The following is a 13,335-nucleotide window of genomic DNA, read 5'->3' as shown; positions in this document are numbered from 1 at the left end:
CGGGTGGCCGAGACTCTGAAGAAGGGCAGCCGGGTGACCGGCGCCGCGCGCGACAAGCTCGCGGCAGACCTGAAGAAGAAGTACGACTCCGGTGCAAGTATCCGGGCGCTGGCCGAGGAAACCGGCCGCTCCTACGGATTCGTCCACCGGATGCTCAGCGAGTCCGGAGTCACGCTGCGGGGACGCGGCGGAGCGACTCGAGGCAAGAAGGCCGCTTCGGCCTGACGGCGGGCAGCGGTCAGGGGCCGGTCCAGGCCGGCTCCGAGGGCTCACCGGAACACCGGGTGGCCACCCGGCCGATCGCCAGGTCGTCCGGGTGGTTACTGTTCAGTTACTTGCCAGTAAGTGCTGACTGCACCCGATCCGGAGGCGCTCCATGACCTCGCTCGACTCTGTGCTCGACAAGGACGGCGTACGGCTCACCGTCGAAGATGCGGTTGCCACGGTGACGCTCACCAACCCGGCCAAGCGCAACGCTCAGTCTCCCGCTCTGTGGCGGGCGTTGGCAGAGGCCGGACGGGCGCTCCCCGGCAGTGTGCGGGTCGTCGTGCTGCGTGGCGAGGGCAAGTCCTTCTCCGCCGGCCTCGACCGGCAGGCATTCGCACCCGAGGGATTCGACGGCGAGCCGTCCTTTCTCGACATGGCGCGCGGCCCGGAGGCCGAGCTCGACGCGACCATCGCCGAGTACCAGGAGGCGTTCACCTGGTGGCGCCGCAACGACATCGTGTCGATCGCGGCCGTCCAGGGGCACGCCATCGGTGCCGGCTTCCAGCTCGCTCTCGCCTGCGATCTGCGGATCGTCGCCGAGGACGTGCAGTTCGCCATGCGCGAGACCAGCCTCGGTCTCGTCCCCGACCTCACGGGCACCCACCCCCTGGTGAATCTCGTGGGATACGCCCGCGCGCTCGAGATCTGCGCCACCGGACGCTTCGTGCACGCCGAGGAGGCCGAGCGCACCGGCCTCGCCAACCTCGTGGTCCCCGTCGACCAGCTCGACGCGGCGGGGCACGACCTGGCCGCGGCCCTGCTCGCCGCCCCGCGCGACGCGGTCGTCGAGACCAAGGCACTGCTGAGCGGTGCCCTTTCGCGTACGTACGAGGAGCAGCGCACCGCCGAGCGGGCCGCCCAGGGCCGCCGTCTGCGTGACCTCGCCGGCCTCGCCGACTGAACGCCGTCACCCTGGCACGGACCGACGCTGCCCCCGCCGTGCGGCGATCGGCGGCGTCGGCTCCGGTCCATGACGCCTTGCCGTGCGGCGATCGGCAATGTCGGTTCCGGTCCATGACGCCCTGCCGTGCGGCGGCCGGCAGTCTCAGTCCTGGGGCACGACGGCCGTGACCAGCACGGCGACCGTCGGACGGCCTTCGACCGCCTCGGTCACCGCCCCGCGCACCGCTCGGGCCACGTCGAGCGCCCGGTGGTCCCCGGCCGTCGCGAGTTCCACCCGGACGTGACCCTCCGTGTGCTGCACGGCGCTGCCCAGCACACGAGTCAGCGAGACGACGCCCGGGACCCCCGCCGCCGCCGCCGCGGCGGCCCCTTCCGGCTCCGCCGCACGCACGTCCGGCGGCGGCTTCGCGGCCGGACGCGGCTCCTCCTCCAACAGGTCCGTCACCCGGAGGTCCACCTCGTCGACGACCAGGCCGAGCCGCTGGGCCGCCGCCGCCAGCAGAGCCGCGCGCAGGGCGTCCGCGGTGGCGGTCAGCGGCCGCCGCGCGGACGCGGCGAAGCCCGCCTCGATCCGCAGCGGTCCGGGCGGCAGCGCGCCGGTGGGCCCGGGCACCACGGGATCCGGGGCGTGGTCCTCGTCGGCAGGAGCGATCCTGAGCGTCCCCAGCGCGGCCCCCGACCCGGCCGCGGCGTCGCGCAGCACCGTCGTCGCCGCCTGTTCCGCGATCCATGAACCGTCGGACCGCCCGCCCAGAGGGAGCAATCTGCCCAGGCCGAGCCGTAGGCGTACCGCAGTGGTCCATCCGTCGGCCCCGTGCGGGCCGTCAGCCGTTGTCATTGCTCCACCCTGCCGTATCCACGGCGCGGGACCGGGCAAGCGCACTTACTGTGGGCGACGGAAGTTCAACCCGCCCCGAAGGGAAGTGCGGCGATGACCGAGAGCCCACAGCGGAACCGGCCCGACAGCCCCGGCAGCGTGTCCGGCGGGGACGACGGCAGGCAGAGCCAGTTCAGCAAGCGTGGCGGTGGAGCCCCCGCCACCCGCGGCCGCACCACCATCGCCGACGGCGTGGTCGAGAAGATCGCCGGAATGGCGGCACGCGACGTCGTCGGTGTCCACGCGATGGGCAGCGGCATCTCCCGGACGTTCGGCGCGGTACGCGACCGTGTTCCAGGCGGCAGCAAGTCCGTGTCCCGCGGCGTCAAGGCGGAGGTCGGCGAGTCGCAGGCCGCCCTCGACCTGGAGATCGTCGTCGACTACGGCGTGGCGATCAGCGAGGTGGCCCGCGACGTGCGCGAGAACGTCATCGCGGCGGTCGAGCGGATGACCGGCCTGGAGGTCGTCGAGGTCAACATCGCCGTGAGTGACGTCAAACTGCCCGATGAGGAGGACGACGAGGACGAGTCCGGGACACGCGTCCAGTAGACCTCTCACGCGCGGCAGTTGAGGAGCACACGATGAGCATGGCTGTGGTCGGCCTGGTGGCCGGCATGGCGCTCGGTTTCGCCGGATACTTCGGTGGCTTCGGGGCCTTTCTGCTGGTGGCCGCGCTGGGCGCGGTCGGCTTCATCGCCGGCCGGTTCCTGGACGGCGACCTGGAACCCGGCGACTTCTTCCGGAGTCGCGAGCGCGGCGACCGGCGACGGTGACGGGGGTGACAGGCCGGGTCGACGCCGCCGGGCGTGGGCAGACCCGGATCGCCGACCGGGTCGTCGCGAAGATCGCCGCACAGGCGGCGAAGGAAGCGGTCGACGAGCGGCCCGAGGACGCCGCCCCGCCGCGTGCCACCGTCACCGTGCACCGGGACGTCGCACGGGTGCGGGTCAGTCTCGATCTGGCCTACCCCTGCGACATCGGCCGCCAGTGCGGGTCGGTGCGTCGCCGGGTGACCGAGCGGGTAAGAGCCCTGGCGGGGATGGACGTCCCCGAAGTGGCGGTGCAGGTCGAACGGCTGCATCCGTCGGGAGCGGGTACCGCACCGGAGGGGAGCATCCGATGACCGAGCCCCAGGACCCGGAGAAGAGTACGCAGCGCCTGCCCGCAGTCGGGCCGGCACCGGCCGGCGGCGTGCTCGAGATGGACCAGTCCGCCTCGGGCTCGTCCTACGAACCCGCCCCCACCCAGGAGAAGCCGGGCGGCAGGGCGGGCCGTTTCTGGTCCGGACGCCGTATCCCCGCGGCGCTGCTCGCCCTGATCGTCCTCGGGGGCGCGGGCCTCCTGCTCTACGACATCGCGGCGGTGCGGGCCGATCACCCGGCCATGCAGTGGCGGCGTTCCGTCGCCGACGACCTGGCGAGCCGTCACCTCGACGACATCTGGGTCCTGGCGGGCTCGGCACTGGCCGCGGCGCTCGGCCTCTGGCTGCTGCTCCTGGCACTCACCCCCGGACTGCGCGCCCTGCTCCCCATGAGCCGCCGCCACGCCGGCGTACGGGCCGGACTCGACCGGACCGCGGCCGCCCTCGTCCTGCGGGACCGGGCCGTGGAGGTGGCCGGTGTGCAGTCGGTCAGGGTGAGGATGAGCCGGCGCAAGGCGACCGTGCGGGCCCTCTCGCACTTCCGTGAACTCGACGACGTCAGGGCCGACCTGGACACCGTCCTCGGTACGGCCATCGGTGAACTGGGCCTGGCACGGCCGCCCGGCCTCTCCGTGCACGTGCGCCGACCGGCGAAGAAGGGGTGACCCCGTGATCAGAACCGTCAACCGGGTCCTGCTCGGCCTGGCAGGGCTGCTCCTCGTCGTCGTCGGCGGCGCCGTCCTCGCGACGGGACTCGGTCTGTCCGTGCCTTCCTGGTGGCCCTTCGACGGCAAGGACGACGTGTTGCTCAGCAGGGCCGACCGGACCAGGTGGAGGGACGAGGGCTGGTGGTGGCCCACCGTCATCGCGGTCCTCGCCGTCCTGGTGGTGCTCGCGCTGTGGTGGTTCCTCGCCCAGCTCCGCCGGGGGCGCCTCGCCGAGGTGCTGGTCGACAGCGGCGACGGAGAGGGAGCGCTGCTGCGCGGCCGGGCTCTGGAAGGCGTGATCGCCGATGAGGCGGGTGCCATGGACGGGGTGTCCGACGCCAAGGCCACGCTGACCGGCCGGCGCACCGCCCCGAGGGCCCGGATCCGGCTGCTGATGGAGCCGCACGCGACCCCGGCGCTCGCGCTGCGTGGTCTCTCCGAAGGGGCGCTGACCCACGCACGCACCTCGGCCGGGCTGGACGAACTGCCCGCCGAGGTCCGTCTGAAGGCGGTCAAGCACCGCGCGGAGCGGGTGAACTGACGGCCTCGGGCGGGCCTGCCGACGGCCCGCCCGACCGTGGCGTCAGAAGCCGTGCCGGGCACCGCCGTCGACCGGCACCATGATGCCCGTCAGATAGGAGGCGGCCGGGGAGAGCAGGAAGGCCGAGGTCTTCCCGAACTCCTCCGGTGTGCCGTACCGGCGAAGCGGGATGCGCGCCTCGTTGGCCGTACGGGACGCCTCGGCGTCGCCGGACAGAGCGTCGAGCTCGCGCACCCGGTCCGTGTCGATACGGGACGGCAGCACACCGACGACCCGGATGCCACGCGGGCCCAGCTCGTCGGCGAGGGACTTGGCGAAGCCGGCGAGACCGGGGCGCAGCCCGTTGGAGATCGTCAGACCGGCGATCGGCTCGTGCACGGACCCGGACAGCACGAAGCCGATGACACCGCCCTCGCCGAGCGCCTCGGCCGCCGTACGGGCCAGACGTACGGCGCCGAGGAAGACCGACTCGAACGCCGACTGCCACTGGTCGTCCGTGTTGTCGGCCAGGAAGCCCGGGGCGGGTCCGCCGACGCTGATCAGGATGCCGTCCAGCCGGCCGAAGCGTTCCTTCGCCGCGTCCACCAGCCGCCGGGCGGCCAGCGGATCGGCGTTGTCCGCGCCGAGCCCGACCGCGTCTGCGCCCAGTTCGGCGGCGGCCTCGGCGGCGTCCTTCTCGTCACGGCCGGAGATGATCACCTTCGCGCCGTCGGCGGCGAGGGCGCGCGCGGTGGCGTTTCCCAGCCCACGGGTCGCACCGGTGACGATGTACACACGGTCCTTCAGTCCAAGATCCATGGCCCTATCCTGCCAAGTCCTCACCGGCGAGGTCGACCGCACTGTTCACGAGCCCGATGTGGCTGAACGCCTGCGGGTAGTTGCCGAGCTGGCGCCGGGCCACCGAGTCGTACTCCTCGGCGAGCAGCCCGACGTCGTTGCGCAGCTCCAGCAGCCGGTCGAAGAGCTCCTCGGCCTCGTCCCTGCGGCCCGTCCGCAGCAGAGCGTCGACCAGCCAGAACGAACAGGCTAGGAAAGCCCCCTCGTCACCGGGGAGGCCGTCGACCGACACCCCCTCCGTGCTGTAGCGGCGGATCAGACCGTCATGGGCGAGCTCGTCCCGCACCGCGTCGACCGTCCCGATGACCCGGGGGTCGTCGGGCGGCAGGAAACCGGTGCGGACGATGAGGAGCGTCGAGGCGTCCAGTTCCCGGGACCCGTAGTACTGGGTGAAGGTGTTGCGCACGGGGTCGTACCCCTTCTCCACGACCTCCGCGTGCACGGCGTCCCGCATCGCCCGCCACCGGTCGGCGTCACCCGGCAGATCCGGGTTCTCCTCCAGGGTGCGCACCGCCCGGTCGGCCGCGACCCAGGCCATCACCTTGGAGTGCACGAAGTGGCGGCGTGGGCCGCGGACCTCCCACAAACCCTCGTCGGGCTCGCGCCAGGTGGACTCCAGGAAGCCGAGCAGACTGAGCTGCAGATTCCAGGCGTGCGGCTTGTCGTCGAGGCCGGCGTCCCGGGCCAGCCTGAGGGAGTCGATCACCTCGCCGTACACGTCGAGCTGGAGCTGCCGCACCGCCGCGTTGCCCGTACGGACCGGGACCGAGTTCTCGTAGCCGCTCAGCCATGGCAGCTCCGTCTCGGGGAGCCTGCGCTCCCCGGCGAGCCCGTACATGATCTGGAGGTCGGCGGGGTCACCGGCCACGGCCCGCAGCAGCCAGTCCCGCCATGCGGCCGCCTCCTCGACGTACCCGGCCGAGACCATGGCGGCCAGGGTGAGTGTGGAGTCCCGCAGCCAGCAGTAGCGGTAGTCCCAGTTCCGTACGCCGCCGATCTCCTCCGGAAGCGATGTCGTGAGCGCCGCCACGATCCCGCCCGTGGGCGCGTAGGTCAGCGCCTTCAAGGTGATCAGCGAGCGGAGCACCGCCTCCCGGTGCCTGCCGTGGTAGGTGCACTTCGCCGACCACTTCGCCCAGTCGGAGAGGGTGTGCTTCAGCGACTTGTGGGGGTCGATCAGTTTCGGGCGCGGGGAGTGCGAGGGGTGCCAGGTGAGGACGAAGGCCACACTCTCGCCCTCGGCGACCGTGAACGAGGAGCACGTGCTCATCTGCTGGCCCCACGTCTTGACCTCCGGCTCGCTGCGCAGCCAGACGGAGTCGGGGCCCGCGACGGCCACCCGATGGCCGTGCGAGCGGCGCATCCACGGGACCACGGAGCCGAAGTCGAACCGGAGCCGCAGGACCGAGCTCATGTCGACGCTGCCGCTGACCCCCTCGACGATCCGCATGACGTCGGGCGCCTTGTCGCGCTGCGGCATGAAGTCGACGACCTTCACGGTCCCGGTCCTGGTCTCCCAGTAGGTCTCCAGGACGAGGGAGTCCTCCACGTATGCGCGCCGGGTGCAGGTGTCCGTGCTGTCCGTGCCCTGAGGGGCGATGCGCCAGTGGCCGTTCTCCTCGTCACCGAGCAGGGCCGCGAAACAGGCGCCCGAGTCGAAGCGGGGCAGGCACAGCCAGTCGACAGAACCGTTCCTGCCCACCAGGGCGGCCGTCTGGAGATCGCCGATGACGGCGTAGTCCTCGATGCGTGGTGTCACGCTCTGGCGTCTTCCCGGACCTGAGGTCCGCTAAGCAGCGAAACCGGTTCGAACAGACCGGGCTTGACGGCCTCAGGCGGTCGCCGGTTCCGGCTGCTCCGCCGTCTCGCTCTCCTCGGCGGCCGCTTCACGGTCGCGCTTCTCGCGGCGTACGAGAATCACCCAGCCGACGGGGACCCCGGCGGCGAAGAGCCACCACTGCACGGCGTACGCCATGTGCGGGCCGATGGAGCCGTCGTCGGGGGCGGCGATCGTCTCGGGGCTGCCGCCGTCGGGTGCCGGGCCGGTCATTTCGAGGTAACCGCCCAGCACGGGACGGCCCAGCAGGTGCGACTGCTGCGAGCTGTTCATCAGCATCACCTGGCGGTCCGGCAGGCCATCGAGGTCCTTGATGCCACTGGCGCTCGTCGTCTCGTCCGCCTTGAGCCGGCCCGAGACGGTGACCTCGCCGCGCGGCGGCGCCGGGACCTCCGGGAAGGACTGCTGGTCCGCGGCGGCCGGCACCCACCCCCGGTTGACGAGGACGGTGCCGCCGCCCTTGAGGTCCAGCGGGGTGAGGACGAGTACGCCGATGCGCTCGTCCTGGGATGTGCGGCGGCGCACGACCACCTCGTGCTCGGTGTCGAACGTCCCGGTGGCCGTCACCGCACGCCAGTAGTCGGAGCGGGGGACCGTGTGCCCGGGAGAGGTGAGGCGGGTGACGGGGACCGGTTCCGCCTCCAGGTTCCGCGTGATCAGCGCGTTCTGCTCGACCCGGTGTTCATGCCGGTGGAACTGCCAGAAACCCAGCTCCACCATCGTGGGAATCATCGCGAGGACGAGGAGGGTGAGAATCACCCACTGCCGGGTCAACAGGAAGCGGTACACCCCATGACCGTACAACCGGGGTCATGGGGTGCGGCACGGAGGGTCCCCCGTGCGGACGGGAGAGCCCGTCACACTTTGTCCACGATGCCCGTCCTTCCCTCGGCGCGGGCGCAGTGGCCGCCGCAGTACCAGTGGCCGTCCACCTCGACCCCTTGGCCGATGACCTGGACCCGGCAGTGCTCACAGATGGGCGCCATGCGGTGAATGGCGCAGGAGAAGCAGTCGAAGACATGCACCGCGCCCTGCGCGTGCACCTCGAAGGACATCCCGTAGTCGTTTCCGCAAACCTCACAACGTGCCATGCGCCACAGGTTGGGACGCCGGGCGGCGGCGGGCGAGCGGGCGCTGGGCGAGTCGCCCGCGGTTCACTCCGATGACGGTGACGGCTTCGGCACCGCGACCGTCGCGGCGGGTGCCACGTCCCTCAGCAGATGGGTGAAGGCGCTCTCCTCCAGGACCGGGGTGCCGAAGGACTTCGCCTTCACCGTCTTGGACGTGGCCGAGTCCGGGTCGTTGGTGACGAGAAGGCTCGTCAGCCGCGACACGCTGGTCGCCACGTGCAGACCCGCCTCCACGGCGCGGTCCTCCAGGAGCTCCCGGTCGATCGAGGTGTCTCCCGAGAAGGCCACACGCATGCCCTGCATGAGCGGTTTGTCCGACTCGTAGCGCCCGGGGTTCGGATACGGGCACGCGGGACGCTTGCGCGAGGGGCGCCAGCTGCCCTGTCCCTGCGACGGCCGGTAGCCGGCGCGCGGGATGACCGGCGAGTCGCTCCACTCCGTCAGCGGGCGGCACTCCAGCAGCGGCAGCCGCACCCCGTCCCTGGCCGCCGCGTGCAGACTCGGCCGGAACGCCTCGGCCAGTACCCGTGCGTCGTCCAGTGCGTGGTGCGCGCGCTGCTGCACCACGCCGAAGTGCGCGGCGAGCGACTCCAGCTTGTGGTTGGGCAGGGGGAGCCGGAGCTCCTTGGCGAGCGCGATGGTGCACAGACGCTGCTCGACGGGCGCGGTGACCGCCGCACGCGCGTACTCCCGGGCGATCATCGACCAGTCGAAGGCGGCGTTGTGGGCGACGAGCACCCGTCCGGCGAGCCGCTCGGACAGCTGTGCGGCGACCTCCGGGAAGAGCGGTGCGCCCTCCAGGACGTCGCTGGTGAGCCCGTGGATCCAGACGGGGCCGGGATCCCGCTCGGGGTTCACCAGGGTGTACCAGTGGTCCTCGACCTCACCTCTCGCGTCCAGCCGGTACACGGCAGCGGAGATTATCCGGTCGTCGCGGGCGAGTCCGGTGGTCTCCACGTCGACGACCGCGTATCCCCGGGGATACGCGGCCGGCCACGGCGCTGCGGTCTGACGGTCGTCGAGCATGGTCACAGAGAATACGGGCCGGGACCGACAGCGACCTATCCGGGCACCTCGCCCCGTGAACCCGGGTACGATGCGGCGCAGTTGACCGCGGCTACGGACGCGCGGGTCGGGGACGCGTCCGGACGGGACCCGGTGAGAAGCTCCCGGGTGACGAGGCAGGCGCGCAGACCCGCGCCGAACCCACAAGGCGGGTTCGGCGCCCGGCCCGACCGGCTGCGGGTCGCAGTGCTCGGAGCCAACGACGGGGTGGTCTCCACCGCCGGCCTGGTCGTCGGCGTGGCAGGGGCCACCGGGGACCGCTCCACCCTTCTGACGGCGGGCCTGGCCGGGCTGCTCGCGGGTTCCATGTCGATGGCGGCGGGCGAGTACGTGTCGGTGTCGACCCAGCGCGATTCCGAGAAGGCCGCGCTGGCGACGGAGAGACGTGAGCTGGAGGAGACCCCGGAGGCGGAGCTCGCCGAGCTGACCGGACTGCTGGAGGAGAAGGGACTGAGCAACACGCTCGCCCGGGAGGCAGCAGTCCAGCTCACCCGGCGCGACGCGCTGCGCGCCCACGCGGAGGTCGAGCTGGGTATCGACCCGGACGAGCTGACCAACCCGTGGCACGCGGCGGGAGCGAGTTTCCTGGCCTTCACCGTGGGCGCGCTGCTGCCGCTCCTGGCGATCGTGGTCCCGCCACCCTCGGTGCGGCTTTCCGTCACCGTGCTGTCCGTGCTCGCGGCTCTCGCGCTCACCGGCTGGTGGAGCGCGCGGCTGGGCGAGGCGCCGGCGGGGCGCGCGGTGCTGCGGAACACGGCCGGGGGAGCGGTGGCCATGGCGGTGACGTACGGGGTTGGGGCTCTGCTGGGGGCGGCGGGGGTTTGACGAGGCCTACTGCTTGCGCAGGATCCGCTCGGGAGGGAAAAGCTCGGTTCCGGTCGTCCGGGTCTCGACCCCTACGTGGATGGTGAGGTCGTCGCGACAGGCCAGCGGGGCGAGGTCCACGGGGTCCTCCTCAGGCCGGGCGTACAGATACAGGTGCGTCAGCGAGGGCAGTTCCCGCAAGGGGGCCAGCCCGGCCGGGCAGTGGCAGCAGTTGAGGATGAGGGTGTCGAGTTCTGTGAATCCTGCGAGGGCGTTCAAGTCCGGGAGGCCCTGCCAGCCCAGGGCGAGCTGCTTGAGCCTGCGCAGCAACGGGCTGCTCGTGACGTAAGGCAGATGCCTGCGGTCGTACAGGCCGAGCTCCTCCAGTCCGGTCCACAGCTCCAGACCCTCCAAGCTGAGGTCCCCGGTCTCCCTGGACAGTGTGAGTGACGTCAGGCGAGGGCTGAGGGCCAGCTCGCCGATGCTGTCGACGGGGAAACGGTGCCCCAGGTTGAGGGAGCGGACGTCCGTGAGCGGCTCCAGTTGTTCCTTCGGCGTGTCGGGATGCAGCTGCACCAGCGACAGCCAGGTCAGCGGGAGCTCCGAAAGCGGGGTCAGATCACGGACACCCGGGCAGAGGCTGAGGCCGACCTCCGTGAGTGAGCGCATCGAGGCCGCTGGGGCGATGTCGGTCAGCGTCTTGTTGTCGTAGACGAAGAGCCTCTCCGCCCCCTGGCGTGAGGTCAGAGGGGAAAGGTCCTCGTGATCGCCCTGCAATCGGATCCCCCGGGCCCGGGGCACGAACCGCAGGGCCGCCATCTGATCGGCGTTCGCCACGGACACGTGGACATCGTTCCAGGTCCGTGGCGCGAGCATCTCCCGGGCGTACGTCTCGGTGTGGAAGGAGCTCCACGCGTTGGTGACCTGGGTGGCCACCGATGCCCGCTCGTCGTCCCGATAGCGCTTGACCACCTCGTATGCGGCGTCGCCGCCGATGAGAGCCGCCGTCAGCACGACGCAACCCGCTGCGTACTCAGGCAGCTCCTCCGGCCCCGGCAACAGCTCCAGAACCAGTTCACCGACCTCCGCCAGCTCCTCCGCCTCCGCCCGCGTCCGCGGCGGCAGCAGGTCCGCCGTCTGCCGCTGCACCTCCGCCCGCACGGCGGGGTCCAGTTCCGGTGCGTGCTCCAGACTCGCCGCCGCCAGCAGCACCAGTCGGTGCCGGTGTCTGCGGGTGCGCTCCGCCCGCTTCAGCAACTGGCGGATCAGCCGGGCCCGTTCGTCGGACCGGGCGTGACCCACCGCCATCTGCACGACATCGTGCCACTGGTCGTCATGGGCGTGCTGGACCAGCACACCGAAGTCCCGCGCCTCCACCGCCGCCTTCGCGCCGAGGTAGTCCTGGAACGTACGGTGCACGAAGCCCACTGCCCCCGGGGCTGGTTCGCGCAGCAGTCCGCTCCTGATCAGCAGGTGCGAGAAAACCTCCTCGGCACTGCCCCGGACCTGCGACATCGCCGTCATCCACTCGGCCACCATGGCCGCGGCCTCGTGGCGGTCCGCCTCGGCCTGGCCGTTACGGATCAGCCAGTACGCCAGCCGCTGCAACAGCGCGGTCTGCTCCTCCCGGGTCAGGTCGACGCCCTCCACACCGACGATCTCGCGCTCCGTGTCGCGCCGTACGAGCAGCATGTCGAGCGCGGCGTCGTACAGCTCCTTCCGGGCGCGTGGCAGCTGCATCCGCCGGTCCCTGTTGAGCGCGCACAGCAGGGCGCACATGAGCGGGTTGGTCGCCAGCCTCTCCAGGTCGCGGCGGGTCGTCACCGCGCGCCGCAGCGAAGCCTCGTACACGTCGAGCTGCCCCAGCTGCTCACTGGACACGCACTCGGACCGGGCGGCCGCATGCCAGTGGCCGATGAACGCGTGGATGTCCTTCCGGTCCATCGCCAGCAGGGAGTGCGCATCGAAGCCGAAGCCGGCCAGCCAGCTGTCCGGGACGGCGGACGGCCGGGTCGTCACCACGTAGCGGGACCTCGGGTAAGCCGCGATCAAGTCCTTCAACCACTTCTCCGTGCGGTGGCGGAGCCGCATCGGCACCTCGTCGACCCCGTCCACCAGGACGAGGCCCCGGCCGTCGGACAGCAGGCCGTCCACCCATCCCTCCGGCGCCGCTCCGTGCAGCGGGATGCCGGCCGCACGCAGGAAGTCCTCCGGAGTGGGCAGCGTGCCGTGCGAGGTGAAGGCGCGCAGCCGCAGTACGAACGGCACGCAGCGGTTCCAGTCGCCGAGGTCGCCGCCGAAGGTGCGGCGGGCGGCGTTCAGAGCCAGCCACTGCACCAGCGTGCTCTTGCCCGAGCCCGCCGGCCCTCTCAGTAACAGACGCTCCGTGCCGGCCAGGGCCTGCTCCACGGAGACCGTCACCGCGGCCGTGTGGTCCAGCCCGTCCTGCCGGGCACCGTCGCCGCTCACGCTCAGGCTGATGTACGCCGTCTCCAGCGGCCACTCGCTCGCCGACCGCCCGAGCGTCAGCCCGAACAGACCCATCCGGCAGTTCGTGGTGGCCACGAAATCGGCGTACCGCTGCTCGAAGGCGAGGGCCGCGGCGTCCGGGCGGGGGCCGACCCGGGAGCGTACGTCCTCCACCAGCTCGCGCGTCCGTGCTCCCGCCCTGGTCTGCTCCACGGCCGCACGCGCCGCGAACGACGGGTGGGTGGTGAACTGTTCCAGCGCATGGGCACAGCAGCGGTGCAGCAGCTCGTCGTACAGCTCGGCCGCACGGCCGGAAAGGCCGACGGCCGGATCCGTGAGCTCGGCATGCAGCCGGTCCTCGTCCAGGTCCAGCGCGAACAGCCGCTCGGCGGTCAGTTCGCCTGCCGAGGCGAAGGTGTCGTGCACGGAGTCGAGAGCGGCGAGGCGTTCGTGCTCGGGCAGGTCCGCGTAGCGCTCCGCCAGCCGGCCGCCGAGGACCTTCACCAGCCGGTCCGGCTTCGCGGGGCGGGGGAGCGGCCGGACCGGGTCCGGGACCAGGGCCGCGCCCGGCCTGGGGGTCAGCAGTGCCCTGGCGATCGTGCCGATGACCGTGGTGGCCAGCCGGATCACCGCAACTTCCGTACCCGACACGTGCGTTCCTCCCCCTCGACGACACGCGTGCGGAAATCCTACGACGGGGCGGTTGGCGGAACCCACCAAACGCTCATGACGCCATGTCTCACATACTTGTGGGTAA

Annotated in this window: 15 protein-coding genes; 8 read left to right on the top strand and 7 right to left on the bottom strand. The window is 71.7% G+C overall.

The features are described from left to right. Positions 1–3: 3 nt before the first annotated feature. A complete protein-coding gene (locus tag HED23_RS23855; RefSeq protein ID WP_006123601.1) occupies positions 4–225 on the top strand; it encodes a helix-turn-helix domain-containing protein in 222 nt (73 codons plus the stop codon). Positions 226–376: 151 nt separating this feature from the next. Then, a complete protein-coding gene (locus HED23_RS23850) occupies positions 377–1,168 on the top strand; it encodes an enoyl-CoA hydratase/isomerase family protein (RefSeq protein ID WP_203185427.1) in 792 nt (263 codons plus the stop codon). A gap of 144 nt (positions 1,169–1,312) precedes the next feature. Here HED23_RS23850 and HED23_RS23845 read toward each other — a convergent pair whose 3' ends face one another. Beyond that, on the bottom strand, positions 1,313–2,008 hold the full coding sequence (locus tag HED23_RS23845; RefSeq protein ID WP_203185426.1) for a hypothetical protein: 696 nt from the start codon (positions 2,006–2,008) through the stop codon (positions 1,313–1,315). 93 nt (positions 2,009–2,101) lie between these two features. Between HED23_RS23845 and HED23_RS23840 the strand changes: the two genes are divergently transcribed. Genes HED23_RS23840 through amaP form a run of 5 tightly spaced genes read left to right on the top strand, consistent with a single transcriptional unit; the run spans position 2,102 to position 4,436 of the window. Further along, on the top strand, positions 2,102–2,596 hold the full coding sequence (locus HED23_RS23840) for an Asp23/Gls24 family envelope stress response protein (RefSeq protein WP_203185425.1): 495 nt from the start codon (positions 2,102–2,104) through the stop codon (positions 2,594–2,596). Between the two features lie 32 nt (positions 2,597–2,628). Beyond that, on the top strand, positions 2,629–2,820 hold the full coding sequence (locus HED23_RS23835) for a hypothetical protein (protein ID WP_030920082.1): 192 nt from the start codon (positions 2,629–2,631) through the stop codon (positions 2,818–2,820). Then, a complete protein-coding gene (locus tag HED23_RS23830; RefSeq protein ID WP_203185424.1) occupies positions 2,817–3,170 on the top strand; it encodes a hypothetical protein in 354 nt (117 codons plus the stop codon). The genes HED23_RS23835 and HED23_RS23830 overlap by 4 nt, the downstream gene beginning before the upstream one ends. Further along, on the top strand, positions 3,167–3,853 hold the full coding sequence (locus HED23_RS23825) for a DUF6286 domain-containing protein (protein ID WP_203185423.1): 687 nt from the start codon (positions 3,167–3,169) through the stop codon (positions 3,851–3,853). The genes HED23_RS23830 and HED23_RS23825 overlap by 4 nt, the downstream gene beginning before the upstream one ends. A gap of 4 nt (positions 3,854–3,857) precedes the next feature. Then, entirely contained in the window at positions 3,858–4,436 is a 579-nt protein-coding gene (amaP, locus tag HED23_RS23820; RefSeq protein ID WP_203185422.1) for an alkaline shock response membrane anchor protein AmaP, read from the top strand. A gap of 42 nt (positions 4,437–4,478) precedes the next feature. Here amaP and HED23_RS23815 read toward each other — a convergent pair whose 3' ends face one another. From HED23_RS23815 to HED23_RS23795, 5 genes are all read right to left on the bottom strand, one after another. Beyond that, positions 4,479–5,234, bottom strand: coding sequence for an SDR family oxidoreductase (locus HED23_RS23815; RefSeq protein ID WP_203185421.1), 756 nt, complete (start codon positions 5,232–5,234; stop codon positions 4,479–4,481). A gap of 4 nt (positions 5,235–5,238) precedes the next feature. Further along, the gene (locus tag HED23_RS23810; protein WP_203185420.1) at positions 5,239–7,032 is read right to left on the bottom strand and encodes a glycoside hydrolase family 15 protein; all 1,794 of its coding nucleotides are present in this window, start codon (positions 7,030–7,032) and stop codon (positions 5,239–5,241) included. Positions 7,033–7,104: 72 nt separating this feature from the next. Then, positions 7,105–7,899, bottom strand: coding sequence for an SURF1 family protein (locus tag HED23_RS23805; RefSeq protein WP_203185419.1), 795 nt, complete (start codon positions 7,897–7,899; stop codon positions 7,105–7,107). 68 nt (positions 7,900–7,967) lie between these two features. Then, positions 7,968–8,201, bottom strand: coding sequence for a hypothetical protein (locus HED23_RS23800; RefSeq protein WP_078492597.1), 234 nt, complete (start codon positions 8,199–8,201; stop codon positions 7,968–7,970). A 63-nt stretch (positions 8,202–8,264) separates the two neighbouring features. Beyond that, positions 8,265–9,272, bottom strand: a complete 1,008-nt coding sequence (locus HED23_RS23795) for a DEDDh family exonuclease (protein WP_203185418.1) — start codon at positions 9,270–9,272, stop codon at positions 8,265–8,267. Between the two features lie 141 nt (positions 9,273–9,413). Between HED23_RS23795 and HED23_RS23790 the strand changes: the two genes are divergently transcribed. Further along, positions 9,414–10,130, top strand: coding sequence for a VIT1/CCC1 transporter family protein (locus HED23_RS23790; protein ID WP_203185417.1), 717 nt, complete (start codon positions 9,414–9,416; stop codon positions 10,128–10,130). Between the two features lie 6 nt (positions 10,131–10,136). Here HED23_RS23790 and HED23_RS23785 read toward each other — a convergent pair whose 3' ends face one another. Continuing rightward, entirely contained in the window at positions 10,137–13,229 is a 3,093-nt protein-coding gene (locus tag HED23_RS23785; protein ID WP_203185416.1) for an NACHT domain-containing protein, read from the bottom strand. Between the last annotated feature and the right edge of the window lie 106 nt (positions 13,230–13,335).

The sequence above is a fragment of the Streptomyces pratensis genome, from assembly GCF_016804005.1.
In the GTDB taxonomy this organism is placed as follows: Bacteria; Actinomycetota; Actinomycetes; order Streptomycetales; family Streptomycetaceae; genus Streptomyces; species Streptomyces pratensis_A.
This window is presented reverse-complemented; position numbering and strand designations above follow the sequence as displayed.

What these genes read in the sequence shown, in the direction of transcription:
- HED23_RS23800 (WP_078492597.1), bottom strand. Translation starts at nt 8,201, where the DNA reads ATGGCACGTTGTGAGGTTTGCGGAAACGACTACGGGATGTCCTTCGAG.
- HED23_RS23840 (WP_203185425.1), top strand. Translation starts at nt 2,102, where the DNA reads ATGACCGAGAGCCCACAGCGGAACCGGCCCGACAGCCCCGGCAGCGTG.
- HED23_RS23850 (WP_203185427.1), top strand. Translation starts at nt 377, where the DNA reads ATGACCTCGCTCGACTCTGTGCTCGACAAGGACGGCGTACGGCTCACC.
- HED23_RS23815 (WP_203185421.1), bottom strand. Translation starts at nt 5,234, where the DNA reads ATGGATCTTGGACTGAAGGACCGTGTGTACATCGTCACCGGTGCGACC.
- HED23_RS23845 (WP_203185426.1), bottom strand. Translation starts at nt 2,008, where the DNA reads ATGACAACGGCTGACGGCCCGCACGGGGCCGACGGATGGACCACTGCG.
- HED23_RS23825 (WP_203185423.1), top strand. Translation starts at nt 3,167, where the DNA reads ATGACCGAGCCCCAGGACCCGGAGAAGAGTACGCAGCGCCTGCCCGCA.
- HED23_RS23835 (WP_030920082.1), top strand. Translation starts at nt 2,629, where the DNA reads ATGAGCATGGCTGTGGTCGGCCTGGTGGCCGGCATGGCGCTCGGTTTC.